This is a genomic window from Citrobacter europaeus (genome assembly GCA_020099315.1).
Lineage (GTDB): Bacteria > Pseudomonadota > Gammaproteobacteria > Enterobacterales > Enterobacteriaceae > Citrobacter > Citrobacter europaeus.
This window is the reverse complement of record CP083650.1, coordinates 3,522,761-3,543,860: the sequence shown is the minus strand read 5'-3', so window position 1 is coordinate 3,543,860 and position 21,100 is coordinate 3,522,761. Positions and strand designations below refer to the sequence as shown.

At 51.9% G+C, this 21,100-nt stretch carries 16 protein-coding genes; 7 read left to right on the top strand and 9 right to left on the bottom strand.

Translation table 11 applies throughout. The features are described from left to right. Positions 1–24: 24 nt before the first annotated feature. The gene (gene xseA, locus LA337_16765; protein ID UBI14818.1) at positions 25–1,407 is read right to left on the bottom strand and encodes an exodeoxyribonuclease VII large subunit; all 1,383 of its coding nucleotides are present in this window, start codon (positions 1,405–1,407) and stop codon (positions 25–27) included. A 160-nt stretch (positions 1,408–1,567) separates the two neighbouring features. Between xseA and guaB the strand changes: the two genes are divergently transcribed. Together guaB and guaA are read left to right on the top strand one after the other, a co-directional pair. After that, positions 1,568–3,034 (top strand): IMP dehydrogenase, encoded by a 1,467-nt coding sequence (guaB, locus tag LA337_16760; GenBank protein ID UBI14817.1) that lies wholly within the window; start codon positions 1,568–1,570, stop codon positions 3,032–3,034. Positions 3,035–3,097: 63 nt separating this feature from the next. Continuing rightward, entirely contained in the window at positions 3,098–4,675 is a 1,578-nt protein-coding gene (guaA, locus tag LA337_16755) for a glutamine-hydrolyzing GMP synthase (protein ID UBI14816.1), read from the top strand. A gap of 148 nt (positions 4,676–4,823) precedes the next feature. Here the strand turns inward: guaA and mscS are convergent, their stop codons facing one another. Both mscS and LA337_16745 read right to left on the bottom strand, forming a co-directional pair. After that, positions 4,824–5,672 (bottom strand): small-conductance mechanosensitive channel MscS, encoded by an 849-nt coding sequence (gene mscS / locus LA337_16750; protein ID UBI14815.1) that lies wholly within the window; start codon positions 5,670–5,672, stop codon positions 4,824–4,826. Positions 5,673–6,039: 367 nt separating this feature from the next. Next, positions 6,040–6,243, bottom strand: coding sequence for a YfgG family protein (locus LA337_16745; protein ID UBI14814.1), 204 nt, complete (start codon positions 6,241–6,243; stop codon positions 6,040–6,042). A 350-nt stretch (positions 6,244–6,593) separates the two neighbouring features. Here LA337_16745 and LA337_16740 point away from each other — a divergent pair, with 350 nt between their 5' ends. Then, positions 6,594–8,864 (top strand): sensor domain-containing phosphodiesterase, encoded by a 2,271-nt coding sequence (locus LA337_16740; GenBank protein ID UBI14813.1) that lies wholly within the window; start codon positions 6,594–6,596, stop codon positions 8,862–8,864. Here the strand turns inward: LA337_16740 and ppx are convergent. The 4 genes from ppx to purM all read right to left on the bottom strand — a co-directional run bounded on the left by ppx (position 8,844) and on the right by purM (position 14,347). Then, a complete protein-coding gene (gene ppx, locus LA337_16735; protein UBI14812.1) occupies positions 8,844–10,385 on the bottom strand; it encodes an exopolyphosphatase in 1,542 nt (513 codons plus the stop codon). The genes LA337_16740 and ppx overlap by 21 nt on opposite strands. A 4-nt stretch (positions 10,386–10,389) precedes the next feature. Next, positions 10,390–12,456 carry a polyphosphate kinase 1 gene (ppk1, locus tag LA337_16730; GenBank protein UBI14811.1) on the bottom strand — a complete coding sequence of 689 codons (2,067 nt, stop codon included), beginning with the start codon at positions 12,454–12,456 and terminating at the stop codon, positions 10,390–10,392. A gap of 215 nt (positions 12,457–12,671) precedes the next feature. Beyond that, on the bottom strand, positions 12,672–13,313 hold the full coding sequence (gene purN, locus LA337_16725) for a phosphoribosylglycinamide formyltransferase (protein UBI14810.1): 642 nt from the start codon (positions 13,311–13,313) through the stop codon (positions 12,672–12,674). After that, a complete protein-coding gene (gene purM, locus LA337_16720; GenBank protein ID UBI14809.1) occupies positions 13,310–14,347 on the bottom strand; it encodes a phosphoribosylformylglycinamidine cyclo-ligase in 1,038 nt (345 codons plus the stop codon). The genes purN and purM overlap by 4 nt, the downstream gene beginning before the upstream one ends. Positions 14,348–14,642: 295 nt before the next feature. Between purM and LA337_16715 the strand changes: the two genes are divergently transcribed. The 4 genes from LA337_16715 (at position 14,643) to LA337_16700 (ending at position 19,065) form a co-directional block, all read left to right on the top strand. Continuing rightward, entirely contained in the window at positions 14,643–16,073 is a 1,431-nt protein-coding gene (locus LA337_16715; GenBank protein ID UBI14808.1) for a 6-phospho-beta-glucosidase, read from the top strand. 183 nt (positions 16,074–16,256) lie between these two features. Beyond that, positions 16,257–16,883 (top strand): uracil phosphoribosyltransferase, encoded by a 627-nt coding sequence (gene upp / locus LA337_16710; GenBank protein ID UBI14807.1) that lies wholly within the window; start codon positions 16,257–16,259, stop codon positions 16,881–16,883. Positions 16,884–16,978: 95 nt separating this feature from the next. Next, on the top strand, positions 16,979–18,268 hold the full coding sequence (uraA, locus tag LA337_16705) for a uracil permease (protein UBI14806.1): 1,290 nt from the start codon (positions 16,979–16,981) through the stop codon (positions 18,266–18,268). 95 nt (positions 18,269–18,363) lie between these two features. Next, complete coding sequence (locus LA337_16700; GenBank protein UBI18496.1) at positions 18,364–19,065, top strand: DnaA inactivator Hda; 702 nt, start codon at positions 18,364–18,366, stop codon at positions 19,063–19,065. A 35-nt stretch (positions 19,066–19,100) separates the two neighbouring features. Here the strand turns inward: LA337_16700 and arsC are convergent, their stop codons facing one another. Together arsC and bepA are read right to left on the bottom strand one after the other, a co-directional pair. Continuing rightward, entirely contained in the window at positions 19,101–19,460 is a 360-nt protein-coding gene (gene arsC, locus LA337_16695) for an arsenate reductase (glutaredoxin) (GenBank protein UBI14805.1), read from the bottom strand. Positions 19,461–19,471: 11 nt separating this feature from the next. After that, complete coding sequence (bepA, locus tag LA337_16690; protein ID UBI14804.1) at positions 19,472–20,935, bottom strand: beta-barrel assembly-enhancing protease; 1,464 nt, start codon at positions 20,933–20,935, stop codon at positions 19,472–19,474. Positions 20,936–21,100: the final 165 nt, after the last annotated feature.

Here is a 21,100-nt window from a genome sequence, read left to right as displayed (position 1 = left end):
GCTGCGAAGCGAATCAGCCCATATTCAGTCGGGCTGACTCGTTTTGCGGGAGCGTGTTTTTTTCTGCGGGGTTACGGTCGTGACCTCGCTCTCAACCCAGCCATCGGCAAGCCGGGTAGTGATAACGTCACCGGCACTGACCTGTTTGACCTTTTTCAATACGCCGCCGCCCGTGGTGGTGGAGACGCTGTAGCCACGCGCCAGGGTCGCCAGTGGGCTGACTGCTTCAAGATGGGTAACTGCGTTGCCAAACCGCTCGCGCTGTTCACTTAAACGTGCGCGGATATTCTCTGCTAAACGGTATTCCAGTTGCTGAATACGCGTTTGCGCACGATAAATACGTGGCTGCGGATTTTGTTGATTCAGACGCTGCAGCATGCGCTGCTGGCGTTGATTGGCCTGCTTAATCTTGTTCTCAAGCGCAAATCCCATCCGCTGACGCAGCCGTTCTAGCGCCGTTTGCTGGCGCGCCAGACGCAGCTGCGGATGCTGCTGTTGCAGGCGATGGAACATCTGCGTGAAACGACGGCTGCGGTTGGCGAGGTAGTAGTCCATCGCCATGCCCAGACGCTGCTGAGCGGACTGGATCTGACGCAACAACTCCTGCTGGTTGCGGCTGACAATTTCTGCCGCTGCTGATGGCGTAGGCGCTCGTAAATCTGCAATAAAATCGGCAATGGTAACGTCGGTTTCGTGGCCGACGGCGCTAACTACCGGAATGCCGCTGGCAAAAATCGCCCGTGCCACGCGTTCGTCGTTGAAACTCCATAAATCCTCCAGCGAGCCGCCGCCGCGCCCAACGATCAGCACGTCACACTCACGCCGCGCGTTCGCCAGTTCAATGGCGCGAACGATCTGCCCTGGCGCATCGTCGCCCTGTACCGCAGTCGGGTAGATAATAACGGGCAAGGATGGATCACGACGCTTCAGCACATGAAGAATATCGTGTAGCGCAGCGCCGGTTTTCGAAGTAATCACCCCAACGCAGTGGGCTGGGGAAGGTAGAGGTTGCTTGTATTGCTGATCGAATAGTCCTTCAGCCTGCAGTTTAGCCTTCAGTTGCTCATATTTTTGTTGCAGCAAACCTTCGCCCGCGGGCTGCATGCTCTCAACAATTATCTGGTAGTCGCCGCGCGGTTCGTACAACGTTATATTGGCGCGTACCAGCACCTGCTGCCCGTGCTGTGGGCGGAACGTTACCCGGCGGTTGCTGTTGCGAAACATCGCGCAGCGTACCTGAGCGGTGTCATCTTTGAGGGTGAAATACCAGTGACCGGAGGACGGCTGGGTGAAATTCGAGATTTCACCGCTGATCCACACTTGTCCCATTTCCTGCTCAAGCAGCAAACGAACCGTCTGGTTCAGGCGGCTTACGGTAAAAATTGAGGTGGTCTGAGAGGATAACATGTGAGCGGGATCAAATTCTAAATCAGCAAGTTATTCAGTCGAAAGTAACATGCTCACAGAGGAGCGCAAGGTTTTTTTGCAAAAAAGTGTGGATGCAATCGGTTACGCTCTGTATAATGCCGCGGCAATATTTAATAACCTCCCAGGTGAGATATTGCCCATGCTACGTATCGCAAAAGAAGCCCTGACGTTTGACGACGTCCTCCTCGTTCCCGCTCATTCTACCGTTCTGCCGAATACTGCTGACCTCAGCACCCAGTTGACGAAAACCATTCGCCTGAACATTCCTATGCTCTCCGCAGCAATGGACACCGTGACGGAAGCGCGCCTGGCAATTGCCCTGGCCCAGGAAGGCGGCATCGGTTTTATCCACAAAAACATGTCTATCGAGCGCCAGGCTGAAGAAGTCCGTCGCGTGAAGAAACACGAATCTGGCGTGGTAACTGACCCACAGACCGTACTGCCAACCACTACCCTGCGCGAAGTGAAAGAACTGACCGAGCGTAATGGTTTTGCAGGCTATCCGGTTGTGACTGAAGATAACGAACTGGTTGGCATTATCACCGGTCGTGACGTGCGTTTTGTGACTGACCTGAACCAGCCGGTTAGCGTTTATATGACGCCGAAAGAGCGTCTGGTGACCGTTCGTGAAGGCGAAGCGCGCGATGTTGTCTTTGCCAAAATGCACGAAAAACGCGTTGAGAAAGCGCTGGTAGTTGATGACAGCTTCCACCTGCTTGGCATGATCACCGTTAAAGATTTCCAGAAAGCAGAACGTAAACCTAACGCCTGTAAAGACGAGCATGGTCGTCTGCGCGTTGGCGCTGCTGTAGGTGCGGGCGCAGGTAATGAAGAGCGCGTTGACGCGCTGGTTGCCGCTGGCGTTGACGTACTGCTGATTGACTCCTCTCACGGTCATTCTGAAGGCGTGCTGCAGCGTATCCGTGAAACCCGTGCTAAATACCCGGATCTGCAGATTATCGGCGGCAACGTTGCAACCGGCGCAGGCGCACGCGCGCTGGCGGAAGCCGGCTGCAGCGCAGTTAAAGTCGGTATCGGCCCAGGCTCTATTTGTACTACCCGTATTGTTACCGGCGTAGGTGTACCGCAGATCACCGCCGTTTCTGACGCCGTTGAAGCGCTGGAAGGTACTGGTATTCCGGTTATCGCCGATGGCGGTATTCGTTTCTCCGGCGACATCGCGAAAGCGATTGCCGCAGGCGCTGCCGCAGTGATGGTTGGCTCCATGCTGGCGGGCACCGAAGAATCTCCGGGCGAAATCGAACTGTATCAGGGCCGTTCTTACAAATCATACCGTGGGATGGGCTCTCTGGGCGCGATGTCCAAAGGTTCTTCCGACCGTTACTTCCAGAGCGACAACGCTGCTGACAAACTGGTTCCGGAAGGCATCGAAGGTCGCGTTGCCTATAAAGGTCGCCTGAAAGAGATCATTCACCAGCAGATGGGGGGCCTGCGCTCCTGTATGGGTCTGACCGGCTGTGGTACTATCGACGCGCTGCGAACGAAAGCAGAGTTTGTACGCATCAGCGGTGCGGGTATCCAGGAAAGTCACGTTCACGATGTGACCATCACCAAAGAGTCCCCTAACTACCGCATGGGCTCCTGATAAGTTTCCGCGCCCGGCTTTATGCCGGGCGAATTTGTTTCACTTGCCTCGGAATTAGCGTCAATGACAGACAATATTCATAAACATCGCATTCTCATTCTTGATTTTGGATCGCAGTACACTCAGTTGGTTGCTCGTCGCGTACGTGAACTGGGCGTCTACTGTGAACTGTGGGCATGGGATGTTACGGAAGCACAAATTCGCGAATTCAACCCAAGCGGTATCATTCTTTCCGGTGGTCCGGAAAGCACCACCGAAGAAAACAGCCCGCGTGCGCCGGAATACGTTTTCAATGCGGGCGTGCCGGTGTTCGGCGTGTGCTATGGCATGCAGACTATGGCAATGCAGCTCGGTGGTCATGTTGAAGGTTCTAACGAACGTGAATTCGGCTATGCGCAGGTTGAAGTTCAGACCGACAGCGCGCTTGTCCGCGGTATTGAAGACTCTCTGACTGCAGATGGCAAACCGCTGCTGGACGTGTGGATGAGCCACGGCGACAAAGTAACCGCCATTCCGGAAGGTTTCGTGACCGTTGCCAGCACCGACAACTGCCCGTTCGCCATCATGGCGCACGAGGAAAAACGTTTCTACGGCGTGCAGTTCCACCCGGAAGTGACCCACACCCGTCAGGGCATGCGCATGCTGGAGCGTTTTGTGCGTGACATCTGCCAGTGTGAAGCGCTGTGGACGCCGGCAAAAATTATCGATGATGCCGTTGCCCGCATTCGCGAGCAGGTTGGCAATGATAAAGTGATCCTCGGTCTGTCCGGCGGCGTAGACTCCTCCGTTACCGCGATGCTGCTGCACCGTGCGATTGGCAAAAACCTGACCTGCGTATTCGTTGACAACGGTCTGCTGCGTTTGAATGAAGCACAGCAAGTTATGGATATGTTCGGCGACCACTTCGGCCTGAACATTGTTCACGTTGAAGGCGAAAAGCGTTTCCTGGATGCGCTGAAAGGCGAGAACGATCCAGAAGCTAAACGTAAAATCATCGGCCGCGTATTCGTGGAAGTATTCGACGAAGAAGCGCTGAAGCTGGAAGACGTTAAGTGGCTGGCGCAGGGCACCATCTACCCGGACGTGATCGAATCCGCAGCTTCCGCGACCGGTAAAGCGCACGTCATCAAATCTCACCACAACGTGGGCGGTTTGCCGAAAGAGATGAAGATGGGTCTGGTAGAGCCGCTGCGTGAGCTGTTCAAAGACGAAGTGCGTAAGATTGGCCTGGAGCTGGGCCTGCCGTATGACATGCTCTACCGTCACCCGTTCCCGGGGCCAGGTCTGGGCGTACGCGTGCTGGGCGAAGTGAAGAAAGAGTACTGCGACCTGCTGCGTCGCGCGGATGCTATCTTCATTGAAGAGCTGCACAAAGCTGACCTGTACAACAAAGTAAGCCAGGCGTTCACCGTATTCCTGCCGGTACGTTCCGTTGGCGTTATGGGCGATGGCCGTAAGTACGACTGGGTTGTTTCCCTGCGTGCTGTTGAAACCATCGACTTTATGACCGCGCACTGGGCGCACCTGCCGTATGACTTCTTAGGCCGCGTATCTAACCGCATCATCAACGAAGTGAATGGTATTTCCCGCGTGGTGTATGACATCAGCGGTAAGCCGCCAGCGACGATTGAGTGGGAATAATATCCCTCTCTGTTCGCGGTTTCTGAACCGGTAGTATGCAAAAACCCTCTGTTTACAGAGGGTTTTTTATTGCCCGTATGCCAGCAAGCGCGTCTGGCGAATGTTATAGCGTGGGATACTAATCGACCAACTGTAGCTGGGGCTGAGATTAGGGTGCCACGTTCTCCACGCGTATATCCATCTGCGGATACGGCAGGGCAATGTGGTTGTCGTCCAGGGCCTCTTTAATGTTTTCCAGCAGATCGTAATAGGTATTCCAGTATTCGATGTTGGGTACCCAAACGCGGACGTAAAAATTCAACGCTGAAGCGCCCAGTTCGCCCAGACGAACGGTTACCCCACGTTGCTTATCGATGCGGCTGTCCTGCTCAATGATATGGTTAATCACGCGCTTAACATCTGCGATCCGGCTCTGATATCCCACGCCAATCACCAGGTCGATACGGCGAAACGGGTGGCGGGAATAGTTAATGATGTTATCCGCAATGATCTTACCGTTTGGAATCACCACTTCTTTGCTGTCAGCGGTGAGCAGGGTAGTGGAGAAAATGTGCACCTTTTCTACCGTTCCGGTGACTGCGCCAATCTGCACGACTTCTCCGGCGCGGAAAGGACGCAAAGAGACCAATAATACGCCTGCGGCAAAGTTGGAAAGCGATCCTTGTAGCGCGAGACCAATAGCCAGTCCGGCGGCCCCAATGACGGCAATAATGGAAGAGGTTTCAATACCGACGCGGCCCAACGCGGCGACAACGGAAAAAGCGAGGGTGATGTAACGTACCAGCGCGGTGAAAAACTGGATAATGGTCCGGTCAACTTTACGTTTTAACAGTAACTTTTCCAGGCCACGGGAAAGCAGACGAGAGACAAATTTACCGATAAACAGTAAAATCACGGCGGCAACGATATTCCAGCCGAATTGAATAACCGCATCGCTGTGCCCGGCAATCCATTCAACACCGCTTCTTATTTTCGGAAATAATGAAAAACCACTCATGGTATTACCCTGTACAATTTAATAATGGTAACAATTCAAATAAGCATTTAATTTCATGCAAAATATTAATGTTTTCGCCCGTGATATTTTCTGGCGATATTAATTAGCGTCTATTTGAGCACTGTGTGTCTTTTTTATATCCAGTAAACCGGAACGTAAAAAATCAGCGCGAATGGTGCTGTGAAGTGGGATGAAAAGATTGTGTATTTGTGCGAAAAATACGGTCGATTATCCGATAATACAGCGAGGGTGGTGGGGGAAGTGTATGAAGTTTCATCACGCAAATCCCTTACCGGATGGTTAAATGTCAGGCGATTAGCCATCCGGTAAGGAATCTTAATGCTGGGGATATCACAGGTGCGAGCGATCAGCGCACGTCGGTTTGAGCAGGAGATGCCTGTTGCGGCTGAGTTATCTGCTGAGATTCTTTTTTGTTCTGGTGGTGGTGCCACGCACCTATAGCGGAGTAGACGAAGCGTCCGAAGAAGAAGAGAAAGCTGATAAGCAGTACGATCCGGATCATGCGACTGTTAAATCGGTGTCGTTTGCGTAGGCTGGTAACCTGGCTCACAAAAGGTTCCTTGTAGTGTACCCAACTGAGGGCGATACTTACATTAAGGCATACTGTGAGGGAATGGTCAATTCTTCGTTATGTAAAATTGCCTCAGTGGTTTTATCCATTTATGTTATGGAAATTAATATTATTATTTGCATGAATAATGAGATAACGATAAAAAACCATGAAAAGAGTAATAATTGATTAATGAGAGACTTTTTTTTTGATGTGTATCAAGCATCCCCCTTTGCTGCCAACTAAAATTGATGAATCATTGTGATGTATTTTACTTTATCGTTTTAACGTCAGGTGGGATGCCTGTCTGAATACCCCCTGCAGGATGTGCGGGATTCTACTGAGCATCTATGAAACTGAATAAAAATTATATTGGTATTAGAGATAAATGGTGGGCGTTACCTCTCATCTTGCCTTCATTACTGTTGCCTGTATTGAGCACTGCCAACACCTATGCCCATATTAGTACCGGGACCGTAATTCTTTTCTATCTGCCTTTAGCGCTGATGATTAGCCTGATGTTGTTTTTTGGTTGGGCTGCATTACCCGGAATTATCATTTCCATTATTTGGTACAAATATCCGCAGGTTGGGCTATTTGAAACACTCTCAATAATTTCGCACTTTATTGTTACCATCGTGCTTAGTTGGGGAGGGTATAAGGTATTTTCTCCCCGACGAAACAATGTTTCCCACGGCGATTCCCACCTGATGTTCCAGCGCATGTTTTGGCAGGTCTTCTGCCCGGCGACGCTGTTTTTGATACTCTTCCAGTTTGCCGCGTTTGTGGGCGTCTATGAGAGCAAATCGGGTATGGTAGGCGTTATGCCCTTTAATACTGGTACGTTGATCAACTATCAGGCCATGCTGGTCGGGAATCTGGTTGGGGTTCCACTGTGCTATTTTATTATTCGAACGATTCGTAACCCTTTGCATGTGAGAGGCTATTTTTCTCAGTTAAAGCAGCAGTTTGATACCAAAGTCACCAAAACTGAGTTTGCTGTCTGGTTGATTATATTGACCGTGCTGATGGCAATGTTGTGCATGCCGTTAAATGAGCAAAGCTCAATATTTAGTACGAATTATACCCTGTCATTGTTGCTGCCTGTGATGCTATGGGGAGCTATGCGTTACGGTTATAGATTTATTTCGTTGATATGGGCGGTCGTACTTATTACCGCGATACATTATTATCAACGCTATATGCCCTGGTATTCGGGCTACGATACCCAGCTTGCCATTACCTCATCAAGTTACCTGGTTTTCTCCTTCATCGTAAATTTCATTGCCGTACTGGCAACGCGTCAACGGTTTGTTACCCGGCGCAATCATCGTCTGGCCTTCTTTGACCCCATGGTGCATATTCCGAATTTGCGCGCGTTGAACCGGGATTTGAAAAAAGCGCCATGGTCAGTGCTCTGCTTTTTGAGTGTTCCGGGCATGGAACTGCTGGTGAAAAATTACGGCATTATGCTGCGTATCCAGTACAAGCAAAAACTCGCCCAGTGGGTAACGCCGTTGCTGGAACAAGATGAGCATGTCTATCAGTTATCGGGTAATGATTTAGTTTTGCGTTTTAACACCGAATCGCATCAGGAGCGCATTGAAGCGCTGGACAGGCATATCAAGCAGTTTCGTTTTATCTGGGATGGCATGCCGTTACAGCCGCAGGTGGGCATCAGTTTTTGCTATGTCCGTTCTCCAGTTAACCACATCTATTTGTTACTGGGAGAGCTAAGCACCATCGCCGAGCTTTCTCTGGCGACCAATGCGCCAGAGAATTTGCAGCGACGGGGCGTGATGCACCTGCAACGTGACCTGAAAGATAAGGTTGCGATGATGAATCGCCTGCAGCAGGCGCTGGAGCACAATCGCTTTTTCCTGATGGCGCAGCCGATTTCTGGCGTACGCGGCGATGTTTATCATGAAATCCTGCTGCGTCTTGAGGGGGACGACGGGGAGACTATCGCCCCTGATAACTTCTTGCCGGTAGCGCATGAGTTTGGTTTGTCCTCCAGCATCGATCTGTGGGTGATTGAAAATACGCTGAAATTTATGGCGCAGAATCGGGAAAAAATGCCCGCCCGTCGATTTGCGATTAACTTATCACCTACGTCGGTATGCCGCGCCCGACTTCCGCATGACATCAACCAGCTACTGGCTAAGTACAAAGTCGAGGCGTGGCAGCTGATTTTTGAGGTCACGGAAAGCAATGCCTTAACCAATGCGGAACAGGCGCAGGCAACGTTGCTGCAGTTGCAATCATTGGGATGTCAGATTGCGATTGATGATTTTGGTACCGGTTATGCCAGCTATGCGCGGCTGAAGAATGTGAATGCCGATATTCTAAAAATTGACGGCAGCTTTATTCGCAATATCGTTTCGAACAGCCTCGACTACCAAATTGTGGCGTCCATTTGCCACCTGGCGCGAATGAAAAGAATGCTGGTGGTTGCGGAGTACGTCGAAAGCGAGGAAATACGCAGTGCGGTGATTTCGCTGGGGATTGACTACATGCAGGGGTATCTGATTGGTAAACCGCAACCGCTGCACGAAACGCTGGAAGAAAAGGTGCCAGAAGAACTGGCACCTGCTGAGAGCTTATGCGGCGATATCGGGTGAGCTTTCTTCTTCAATTTTGAGACGCCAGCCGGTTACGGCTTCCCAGTATTGTTGCTCTTTTTCCAGATCGAGCAGCACCAGCGCATTCTGGCTAAACCAGTCATGCGGGAAGCGTAAAGTCCAGTGGTTGTCGTCGGTAATCAGGGTCAGCGTCGGTGGCGTGGTGGTTGCCTGACGCTGATTATTCAGCAGCACGCCCAGGCGTAACAGCTGAATTAACGGTAGAAACTGTTTTTTCTTGAACAGCGTAAAGCGGGGCAAATCATCCAGCTTCACCGCTTTGCGATGATAACGAACTAAGGTTGCCATCATTAGCTGTTGTTCCTGATTAAAGCCCGGCAAATCACTGTTTTGCAGGATATAAGCAGAGTGGCGATGTAAACCGCTGTGGTTGATGTTCAGCCCAACCTCATGCAGCATCGCCGCCCAGCGCAGTAATGCTTCCAGTTGCGGATTGGCCAGTTTTGGCTGCTGCGTATGCCACTGATCGTACATTTGCATCGTCGTTTCCAGTACGCGCCGGGCCTGTTCACTGTCGATGTTGTACTGGTTCGCCAGACTGCTGGCGGTACGGCTGCGAACGTCCTGGTGGCGAAAACGTCCTTCCATCTCGTACAGTACGCCTTCACGTAGCGCGCCATCAGAAAGGCGAAGTTCGCGGATAGCCAGCGCGTCAAAAACGCCGCACAGAATCGCGAGCCCGGGCACAAACACCGCTTTTCGCTCTTCTGACAGCCCTGGCAGGCTGAGGGCTTCGTATGACGCATGTTTCAGTACTTCGGATGTCAGTTTGTCCAGGCGTTCGGGAGTGATGAAACCATCTTTTTCGCCCATCTCCAGCAGCACTTCATGTGCAGCTTTAATCGTACCCGATGCGCCCATCGCAACGTTCCAGCCCTGAATGCGAAACTGCCAGGTTAAGGTTTCGAGCTTTTGCGCTGCCGCCATGCGGGCACGCTGGAAGTTTTCCCGACTGATAACGCCGCCCGGGAAATACATCTGGGCAAAACTGACGCAGCCCATACGACGGCTTTCGACCAGTTTGGGTTCGAAATCTTCGCCGATCACCAGTTCTGTTGAGCCACCGCCAATATCGATAACCAGCTTGCGACCTTTTTCCGGCTGGGTGTGCTCTACACCCATAAAAATCAGTCGGGCTTCTTCATTACCGGAAATAATCTCAATCGGGTAGGGGATGACTTTTTCTGCGCGCTTGAGAAAATCGGTCGCATTCAGCGCCTGACGAAAAGTATGGGTACCCACGATGCATACGCTTGATGGGGGAAAGCCCTGCAGGCGTTCGGCGAACAGCGACAGACAGCTTAATCCGCGCTCCATTGCCTCTTCGCTCAGCTTGTTGTCTTCGCCGAGACCATCAGCCAGATGAACGCGTTGTTTCAGGCGTCCGATAATTTGCATAGCGCCATCAACCACACGGGCAATGACCATATGGAAACTGTTTGAACCAAGGTCGACCGCAGCAAATTCCTGCGGTCGCGGAGTCTTGTCGTGTATTGGCATATCTTTAGTCAGGTTGCTCGAGTGATTTGATGTAGTCGTAAATCGCCAATTGTGACTGAACCTTACGGCGATTTCCGCGCGGTACGTAGCGATTACTGAGTTCTTTATCGATGAAGCGAGCCTTCACCGTGTCGCTGAACAGGATATCGATAATATCCAGCACACGCTGCTTAAGACGCGGGTCCAGCAGCGGCGTGGCGACTTCGATGCGATAGTCGATATTCCTGGTCATCCAGTCTGCGGAGGAGAGATATACCTGCTTGTCGCCGCCGTTTTCGAAGATATAAACCCGGTCGTGTTCAAGGTAGCGGTCAACGATGCTTATCACGCGAATATTATCACTGATGCCTTCCAGATTCGGGATCAGGGAGCACATACCGCGGATCAGCAAATTAACCGGCACGCCCGAGCAGGACGCCGCATACAGGCGGTCAACGAGGCCTTTATCGACCAGATTGTTAAGTTTTAGCGTAATACCGGAAGGCCGCCCTTGCTGTGCGTTGGCGATTTCTTTGTCGATCATCGCGTACAGCAGACGGCGTGAGTTCTGTGGAGAAACCAGCAGATAATCGAACGTCACCGGACGATACGGGTTCTCGATAAAGTTGAACACCCGACGCACTTCGTTGGTAATGCGCGAATCGGCGGTCAGCAAAGAATAGTCAGTATACAGTCGCGCCGTTTTTTCGTTGAAGTTCCCGGTACCGATGTGGGCGTAGCGCACCACCTCGTCACCTTCTTTACGCGAGATAAGGAACAGCTTGGCGTGAATTTTCAGGCCCGGCGCGGAGAAAATGACGTGAACACCCGCTTCGGTCAGACGCTTGGCCCAATGAATGTTGGCTTCTTCATCAAAGCGCGCCTGCAATTCCACCACTACGGTGACTTTTTTACTGTTATGCGCTGCATGGATCATCGCGTCGATGATGCGCGAGTCTTTTGCCACACGGTAGATGTTGATCTTTATCGCCAACACGCTCGGGTCGAAAGAGGCCTGACGCAACAGCTCAAGAACATGTTCAAAGGTGTGATACGGGTAATACAGCAGCACATCGCGCTCGCGGATTGCATCAAATCCGTTGCGAAACTTCTCGTTGTCGAACCAGATATGGCGTAAACGAGGAAGTGGTTTGTTCACCAGGTTAGCTTTGCCAACGTTGGGGAAGTTAATAAAGTCTTTGAAGTTATGGTAGCGCCCGCCGGGAACAATTGAGTCGTAGCGAGAAATCGTCAGTTTTTCACGCAGCACCTCGACCAGCGCATTGGGCATGTCGCGCTGATAGACAAAACGTACAGGCTCTGCGGTCAGACGCTGTTTCAGGCTGGATGACATCAGCTCCATCAGGCTCGATTCCATCTCGTGCACCAAATCGTATTCGGCGTCGCGGGTCATTTTCATCGAATAAGCGTTTAGCGCATCGTAATCAAAGAACCCTTTGAAAATGTCGTCCAGGCAGTAGCGTAAGATGTTGTCCAGCAGGATCATCGGTTTGCGACGCCGCGGGGTTTCCGGCGGCAGATTCACAAAGCGTGGAACCTTGTCGGAAGGGATTTCCAGCAGCGCGTAGCGGATCGAATCACCGCGAATAATTTCTACCGCCAGATAGGTGTAGTCATCTTTCAGAAACTGAACTAAATCCGTCTCGCGGTTAATCAGGATCGGCGTAATATGCTGGCGAAGATATTGCTTAAAGTAATGGCGTAACCAGCTCTGTTGATTAACCGATAGCTGACGTTCGTTGATTAAGAAAATCTGGTTGCGCGCCATCTCCAGCAGCAACTCGTTGTACAGGCCGTCGAATTCCTGATCGGCTTTTAATACGCGGGCCTGGATTTTGCCTAACAGATGGCGGGAGTGAGAGTTGGAACCCTGTTCTTCGCTAATAATGATTCGGCGCTTCAGTTCGGCAAAACGAACCTTGTAAAACTCGTCGAGGTTATTGGAATAGATGCCTAAGAAACGCATCCGTTCGATCAACGGGTTTGACTTATCAGCAGCTTCCTGGAGTACACGTTCATTGAACGCTAACCAACTGAGTTCTTTCTCGATGTATAGCTTTTCCTGACCCATTACCACTTTTACTCCGTTTCATTCACGGGACACTACCGATTTATTATGGCGAGCATTGCTCTCAGATGTCCAACTGTGCCAGAAAAATATGACAATAAACCGTCTGATAGCAAAGAGAAAGGGGGGAGCGTAGATGAATACCGGAGATGTTAACCGGAAAAGGTAATCATGCCTGTAGACCGGATGGTGAGATCCGGCTTACAGGCTGGTTTTTATTATTCGTCGGCGGCGTAGCCTTGTGGCGGCAGACAAACGCCGTCCAGCCATGCTGCGTTATCACGCATCTTCAGGCGACCATCGGTAAACCAGCTTACCACCAGTGGGTAAATGGTATGTTCCTGGGCCTGGACCCGGGCCGTGACATCATCTTCGCTGTCGCCTTCAAATACCGGAACCTTGGCCTGGAGAATAACCGGTCCGCCGTCCAGTTCATCGGTGACAAAATGGACGGAAGTTCCATGCTCTTCATCACCGTTTTCCAGAACCTGACGGTGCGTGTGCAGGCCGGGATATTTCGGCAATAAAGACGGATGGATATTCAGCAATCGCTCAGAATAGTGAGCGACAAACGCCGGGCTGAGAATGCGCATATAACCGGCCAACACGACGACATCGGGCGCATAGGCGTCAATCTCTTGAATCAACTGGCGGTCGAATGCTTCGCGACTGGCAAACTGGGCGGCTTCCAGCGAGTGCGCCGGAATATTCGCTTCGCGTGCGCGCTCAAGGCCGAACGCATCGGCCTTGTTACTGAATACTGCACGTATGGTGCCATTGATTTTTTTCTGTTCGCAGGCGTCTATTATCGCCTGCAAATTGCTTCCGTTGCCGGAAATGAGCACCACAATGTTTTTCATTCAATGACCACACGCTGTTCGGAATCAGAAGCTTTGATGATACCGATTTTCCATGCGTTTTCACCTTTCTCATTGAGCAAAGCAAGGGCTTTGTCCACTTCCGGAGCTGGCAGGGCGATTACCATACCTACGCCGCAGTTAAAGGTGCGATACATCTCATGCTGGCTGACGTTACCCGCCGTTTGCAGCCAGTTGAAAACAGCTGGCCACTGCCATGACGATTCGTCGATCACCGCCTGCGTGTTGTCCGGCAGAACGCGTGGAATATTTTCCCAGAAGCCGCCGCCGGTCAGGTGGGCGATGGCATGCACATCAACCTTCTCAATCAGTTCCAGAATGGATTTTACGTAAATGCGGGTCGGGGCCAGCAAGTGATCGGCCAGCGACTTGCCTTCAAGCTCGGTGGTTTCCGGGTCACAACCGCTGACTTCAACAATTTTACGCACCAGAGAGTAACCGTTGGAGTGCGGGCCGCTGGAGCCGAGCGCAATCAATACGTCGCCGTCAGCCACTTTTGAACCGTCGATAATCTCTGATTTCTCGACGACGCCAACGCAGAAGCCTGCCACGTCGTAATCTTCGCCGTGGTACATCCCCGGCATTTCAGCCGTTTCCCCGCCAACCAGCGCGCAGCCAGACTGCAGACAACCTTCGGCAATACCGTTAATGACGCTGGCTGCGGTATCCACATCCAGTTTGCCGGTCGCATAGTAGTCGAGGAAAAACAGCGGCTCAGCGCCCTGAACGACGAGGTCGTTGACGCACATTGCGACGAGGTCAATACCGATAGTGTCGTGGCGTTTCAGATCCATCGCCAGACGCAGTTTTGTGCCAACGCCATCAGTGCCGGAAACCAGTACCGGTTCACGATATTTTTGCGGCAATGCGCACAGCGCACCGAAGCCACCCAGACCACCCATAACTTCCGGACGACGAGTTTTCTTTACTACGCCTTTGATTCGATCAACCAGAGCATTACCTGCATCAATATCAACACCGGCATCTTTGTAGCTAAGAGAGGTTTTATCGGTCACTGCCTGCTTCCCCACATGTTTACTTGCAGTAAAAGTTAAATTCGGCGCAATTCTAACAGGGAAAGCAAACGTTTGCGAGCCTGCTCTGCATCAAGTTTTATCTGCTGATTTTTTCAGCATTTTACAATCATTTATCTATTTGTTTGAACTGCGCCACGAAAATGAAACCGGGTACAGTCTTGTGCTTGAAACCTGCCAGCCGAATGCACAGTATCGTACTGAAACCGGTTTCTGTTTTCTGTTGCGGACCTCATCTACAGCGTTTTGCGCAGAGTCATCACGATAGGGGAAGGGTATGTCAGGATTTAAAGCAGATTTCATGTGGGGTGGTGCCGTAGCCGCTCATCAACTGGAAGGTGGCTGGCAGGCGGGCGGAAAAGGCGTCAGCGTTGCCGATGTCATGACGGCGGGGGCGCACGGCGTGGCGCGTGAAATCACCGACGGTGTGATCGCCGGTAAAAACTACCCTAACCATGACGCCATCGATTTTTATCATCGCTATAAAGACGACATTAAGCTGTTTGCCGAAATGGGATTTAAATGTTTTCGCACCTCTATCGCCTGGACGCGTATTTTTCCCTTAGGCGACGAAGCGCAACCCAATGAAGCTGGCCTGCAGTTCTATGATGACCTGTTTGACGAATGCCTGAAATATGGCATTGAGCCGGTGATTACGTTGTCGCATTTCGAGATGCCTTACCATCTGGTGACGGAATATGGCGGCTGGCGCAACCGTAAGCTTATCGATTTCTTTGTCCGTTTTGCCAGGGTGGTTTTCACTCGTTACCAGCACAAAGTAAAGTACTGGATGACGTTTAATGAGATTAACAACCAGGCAAATTATCACGAAGATTTCGCGCCCTTTACTAACTCTGGTCTGAAATACCAGCCCGGTGAAGACCGCGAGCCGGTCATGTACCAGGCGGCGCACTATGAACTGGTGGCAAGCGCGTTGGCGGTAAAGGTCGCACGTGAGATTAACCCGGAATTGCAGATAGGGTGCATGATCGCCATGTGTCCTATCTATCCGCTGACCTGCGCGCCGGACGATATGATGATGGCGATGAACGCCATGCACCGCCGTTACTGGTTTACCGACGTCCATGTGCGCGGCAAATACCCGCAGCATCTTCTCAACTACTTTGTCCGACGCGGTTTTGAGCTGGATATCACCGAGGAAGACCGTCAGGCGTTGACCGAGGGTTGCGTGGATTACATCGGCTTTAGCTACTATATGTCCTTCGCGACGCAGGCAACGGCGGACAACCCTGAGCTGGATTACGACGAGTCGAAAAGCCTGGTTTCCAACCCGTACGTACAGAAATCGGACTGGGGATGGCAGATTGATCCCGTCGGTCTGCGCTATTCGCTGAACTGGTTCTGGGATCATTATCAGTTGCCGCTATTTATTGTGGAGAATGGATTTGGCGCCATCGACGTGCGTGAGAATGATGGTGCGGTGAACGACCAGTACCGTATCGACTACCTTGCCGCTCACATACGTGAGATGAAAAAAGCGGTGGTGGAAGATGGCGTGGATTTGATGGGATATACCCCGTGGGGCTGTATTGATTTAGTCTCGGCCGGGACGGGGGAAATGAAAAAACGCTACGGGTTTATCTACGTTGATAAAAATAATGACGGTAGCGGGACATTAACTCGCTCTCCGAAAAAATCTTTTTCATGGTATCAAAACGTCATCCAGACCAATGCTGAATACCTTTAAAATTCATAGCATTGATAACAAGCCCCGCCATGAGTGCGGGGCTTGTTTTATACTCATCATCCAGACGTAAATGACTTTGGTTGATCCATATCAAGCGCATGCAGTGTTGCGACAGAGACTAAAAGCGGTATAATCCGGCGATTTTTTTTGTGGTTGCCACTCGTCTGAGGAAAGGAGAAGAGTATGAAGATCGTGGAAGTCAAACACCCACTCGTCAAACACAAGCTGGGACTGATGCGTGAAAACGACATCAGCACTAAACGCTTTCGTGAACTCGCCTCGGAAGTTGGCAGCCTGCTGACTTATGAAGCAACCGCTGGTCTGGAAACCGAAAAGGTGACCATTGAAGGCTGGAATGGCCCGGTTGAAGTTGACCAAATTAAAGGTAAGAAAATCACCGTTGTGCCAATCCTGCGTGCGGGCCTGGGCATGATGGAAGGCGTTCTGGAAAACGTTCCAAGCGCGCGTATCAGCGTGGTCGGTATGTACCGCAATGAAGAGACGCTGGAGCCGGTTCCGTATTTCCAGAAGCTGGTTTCTAACATCGATGAGCGTATGGCGCTGATCGTTGACCCGATGCTGGCGACCGGCGGTTCCGTTATCGCTACCATCGACCTGCTGAAAAACGCAGGCTGCACCAGCATTAAAGTGCTGGTCCTGGTTGCGGCACCAGAAGGTATCGCGGCACTGGAAAAAGCGCACCCGGATGTTGAGCTGTACACAGCCTCCATCGATCAGGGACTGAACGAGCACGGATACATTATTCCGGGGCTTGGTGATGCCGGCGATAAGATTTTTGGTACCAAGTAAACGAATAAGTGAAAAGAAGCCGACTTTAAGAGTCGGCTTTTTTTTGAATATAACAACCCAATGCGAATAACAAACAACACTCAGAGGAAAACACTATGACGCGCCGTGCTATCGGGGTGAGTGAAAGACCGCCGCTTTTACAGACAATCCCGCTTAGTTTGCAGCACCTGTTCGCCATGTTTGGCGCAACGGTACTGGTGCCAGTCCTGTTCCACATCAACCCGGCTACCGTTTTGCTGTTTAATGGCATTGGTACGTTGCTGTATCTCTTTATTTGTAAAGGAAAAATCCCAGCCTATCTGGGGTCCAGCTTTGCATTTATTTCTCCGGTACTGCTGCTGCTGCCGTTAGGATATGAAGTGGCACTGGGTGGTTTCATTATGTGCGGCGTCCTGTTCTGCCTGGTTTCTTTCATCGTTAAGAAAGCAGGTACCGGCTGGCTGGATGTGATGTTCCCGCCTGCGGCGATGGGCGCAATCGTTGCCGTTATCGGTCTGGAGCTGGCTGGCGTCGCTGCGGGCATGGCGGGGTTACTGCCTGCTGAGGGGCAATTACCGGATTCAAAAACCATCATCATCTCGATGGTGACGCTGGCGGTTACGGTATTTGGCTCCGTACTGTTCCGCGGTTTTATGGCGATTATCCCGATTCTGATTGGGGTGCTGGCCGGTTATGCGCTCTCTTTCGTGATGGGCGTCGTGGACACTACGCCGATTGCGCAGGCCCACTGGTTCGCGCTGCCAACGTTCTATACGCCGCGCTTTGAATGGGTTGCCATTCTGACCATCCTGCCAGCAGCGCTGGTGGTCATCGCTGAACACGTCGGGCACCTGGTGGTAACGGCGAATATCGTGAAAAAAGATTTGATTCGCGACCCAGGCCTGCATCGTTCTATGTTTGCTAACGGTCTGTCTACGGTTATCTCCGGTTTCTTCGGCTCAACGCCGAACACCACGTACGGCGAAAATATTGGCGTAATGGCGATTACCCGCGTTTACAGTACCTGGGTTATCGGCGGCGCGGCGATTTTTGCCATTCTGCTCTCCTGCGTGGGTAAACTGGCGGCGGCGATCCAAATCATCCCACTGCCTGTAATGGGGGGCGTATCACTGCTGCTGTACGGCGTGATTGGCGCTTCCGGTATTCGCGTATTGATCGAGTCGAAAGTTGACTACAACAAAGCGCAAAACCTGATCCTGACTTCGGTTATTTTGATCATCGGCGTAAGTGGCGCGAAAGTTCACATTGGTGCCGCAGAGCTGAAAGGCATGGCGCTGGCGACCATTGTTGGCGTCTGCCTGAGCCTGATTTTCAAAGTTATCAGCCTGCTGCGCCCGGAAGAAGTCGTGCTTGACGCAGAAGATGCCGACAGTCCGCAACAGTAAATCTCTGACCGGGCGGCGGTGCTGCCCGGTTCTATCACGACGTATTTCTGTGTTAAACTCAACGCGATTTTATGAAATCCTGGGTTGAGGTATCTCTGAACACACCGGCACAGCTCTCTTTGCCACTTTATCTTCCTGACGACGAAACTTTTGCAAGTTTCTGGCCGGGGGATAACTCCTCTTTACTGGCTGCACTGCAAAACGTGCTGCGTCAGGAACATAGCGGGTATATTTATCTCTGGTCGCGCGAAGGCGCTGGCCGTAGTCATTTGCTGCATGCAGCCTGTGCGGAACTGTCCGCGCGCGGCGATGCAGTAGGTTACGTGCCGCTCGATAAACGCACCTGGTTTGTCCCTGAAGTGCTCGACGGGATGGAGCATTTATCGCTGGTATGCATCGATAACATCGAATGTGTGGCCGGGGATTCGCTGTGGGAAATGGCGATCTTTGATCTCTATAACCGTATCCTGGAGTCGGGGAAAACGCGCCTGCTGATCACCGGCGATCGCCCGCCAAGACAGCTGAATCTGGGGTTGCCGGATCTCGCTTCGCGCCTGGACTGGGGACAAATCTACAAGCTGCAGCCGCTTTCCGATGAAGATAAGCTGCAGGCGTTGCAATTACGCGCCAGACTTCGTGGATTTGAACTGCCGGAAGATGTGGGACGCTTTCTGCTTAAGCGTCTGGATCGGGAAATGCGTACGCTGTTTATGACGTTGGATCAGTTAGATCACGCATCGATCACCGCCCAGCGCAAGCTCACCATTCCGTTCGTAAAAGAGATACTGAAGCTGTAAGCGCCGCAGCCGAAAAGACTGCGGCAGGTTGCAGGTTAACCGATGATTTCCAGTACCTGCTCCGGCGGACGACCAATCCGCGCCTGGCCTTTGGCGACCACAATTGGGCGCTCCATCAGTTTCGGGTTTTCCACCATTGCCTGAATTAGCGCATCTTCACTCAGATTTTTGTCCGCCAGGTTAAGCGATTTATAGAGATCCTCTTTCTGGCGCATCAGTTCACGTGCGCTGGACATGCTGAGCATCTGCAGCAGTTCACGCAGGGTTGCGGCATCAGCCGGCGTTTCCAGATACAACACCACCTCTGGGTCCACGCCGTTGGACTTCAGTAATTCCAGCGTTTCGCGGCTCTTGGAGCAGCGTGGGTTATGGTAGATTTTGATCGCGTCTGACATTTTTCTTCCTGTTACATTTTCGTGTACGGTTTAAAGCGCTCTTGCAACTGGCGTAGCTGGTCAATACGGGCATCGTATCTGGCCTGCTGCTGGCTACCCAGTTTCACCTGAGAGCTTGCGCTGCTGAGCATCGAAATCGCCTGATCCAGACGCCCTGCAAGGGCATACCCTTCGGCGCGCGCCGCCAGTTCCTGATCGCGGTTGTTCAGGTTGGCTTCCGTTTGCGCTAACAGATCCCAGCCGTTGGGATCGTCCTTATGGTTAAACGTATAGCGATTCAGGATGGTTGCCGCCTCTTTGGCTTGTCCTCCTTGTAAATACGCATTCGCCAGGTTGAGCTGCAGTACCGGGTTAGTGCGCAGGTCGCGGGCGTTTTTCAACCGATTAATAGCGTCGCTGGTTTTCTTCTGACCGAGATCGATATCCGTAGCCAGGTCGAGATACCAGGCATTGTTAGGATCTGCCGCCAGCAGCGGTTGCAGCGCTTTACGCGCCTCGTCATATTTACTGGCTTCCATCGCCTGCAATGCCCGACCATACTGCGCCGCACGTTGCTCACGCACGTTGCCTTTCGACCAGTTACTCAGCAGGTCGTCGGTCAGTTGGTTGCGACCAGAATTGTACATGCCCAGGGTACGCGCCTTAGCCAGATAAAAATCTTCTGATGACTGGACGACCACCGGGCGCATTTGGTTGGCGCGGTTACGGGCATCCGACAGACGGCTCTCAGGCAGGGGGTGAGTCAGCAAAATTTCTGGTGGACGCGAAGAGTAACGGGCCTGATCGAGCAGTTTTTCCAGAAACGTCGGCATGGCCTGGGGATCGAAACCCGAGCGTTGCAGCACCTGAATACCGATGCGGTCGGCTTCCTGTTCGTTTTGCTGCGTAAAGCTAATCATCCCCTGACGTGTACCTGCCAGCGTACCGGTCAGCGCCGCCATACCCGCCTGCGGACTGGCCATCGCCAATAAAATTGAGCCTAACGCACCAACCCACGTTAGCGGCGCGCTGCGTTTCTGATCTTCCATAGCACGCGCCAGGTGACGCTGCGTAACGTGGGAAATTTCGTGCGCCATAACCGATGCCAGCTGGCTTTCGTTATCGGAATAGCGGAATAACGCGGAGTGCAGGACAACGTTGCCGCCAAAGAAAGCAAAGGCGTTGATTTCATCGTTGTTAATCAAAAAGAAGGTGAAGGGCGTTTTTACCGAGTCGGCGTGCGAGACCAGACGCATCCCCAGCGCATTAATGTATTGGGTGAGCAACGGATCGTTAATTAATGGCGCACTGCCGCGCAGCTGGCGTACGTAATAATCGCCCATCTGCATTTCCTGTCCTATGGAAAGCGTGCTCCCTGCCGAGGTTCCCATATCAGGCAGGGTGTCCGCAGTATCAGCAAATGCGGGCGCGACCTGACCGATGGTCAGTGCGGCAATGAGGGTAGCAACCAGGTTTTTTTTCAACTGCCTGAACATAACCTCTGTCCTGTATTCTTTTTTGAGATAGCCATTTGACCAATGCCGTGAAGTATCGTTCACACTCCGCAAGCTTAGGGAGTGTAACTGCGAAACCTGACGATGAACACCCAGGAAAAATGTCTTTTCACTTTGCGTAATCAGCCATAAAAAGCGAAGTCTTTT

Excerpts from the sequence above, each read along its gene's own strand:
- xseA (UBI14818.1), bottom strand. The coding sequence starts at position 1,407 with ATGTTATCCTCTCAGACCACCTCAATTTTTACCGTAAGCCGCCTGAAC.
- guaB (UBI14817.1), top strand. The coding sequence starts at position 1,568 with ATGCTACGTATCGCAAAAGAAGCCCTGACGTTTGACGACGTCCTCCTC.
- guaA (UBI14816.1), top strand. The coding sequence starts at position 3,098 with ATGACAGACAATATTCATAAACATCGCATTCTCATTCTTGATTTTGGA.
- mscS (UBI14815.1), bottom strand. The coding sequence starts at position 5,672 with ATGAGTGGTTTTTCATTATTTCCGAAAATAAGAAGCGGTGTTGAATGG.
- LA337_16740 (UBI14813.1), top strand. The coding sequence starts at position 6,594 with ATGAAACTGAATAAAAATTATATTGGTATTAGAGATAAATGGTGGGCG.
- ppx (UBI14812.1), bottom strand. The coding sequence starts at position 10,385 with ATGCCAATACACGACAAGACTCCGCGACCGCAGGAATTTGCTGCGGTC.
- ppk1 (UBI14811.1), bottom strand. The coding sequence starts at position 12,456 with ATGGGTCAGGAAAAGCTATACATCGAGAAAGAACTCAGTTGGTTAGCG.
- purN (UBI14810.1), bottom strand. The coding sequence starts at position 13,313 with ATGAAAAACATTGTGGTGCTCATTTCCGGCAACGGAAGCAATTTGCAG.
- LA337_16715 (UBI14808.1), top strand. The coding sequence starts at position 14,643 with ATGTCAGGATTTAAAGCAGATTTCATGTGGGGTGGTGCCGTAGCCGCT.
- upp (UBI14807.1), top strand. The coding sequence starts at position 16,257 with ATGAAGATCGTGGAAGTCAAACACCCACTCGTCAAACACAAGCTGGGA.
- uraA (UBI14806.1), top strand. The coding sequence starts at position 16,979 with ATGACGCGCCGTGCTATCGGGGTGAGTGAAAGACCGCCGCTTTTACAG.
- arsC (UBI14805.1), bottom strand. The coding sequence starts at position 19,460 with ATGTCAGACGCGATCAAAATCTACCATAACCCACGCTGCTCCAAGAGC.
- bepA (UBI14804.1), bottom strand. The coding sequence starts at position 20,935 with ATGTTCAGGCAGTTGAAAAAAAACCTGGTTGCTACCCTCATTGCCGCA.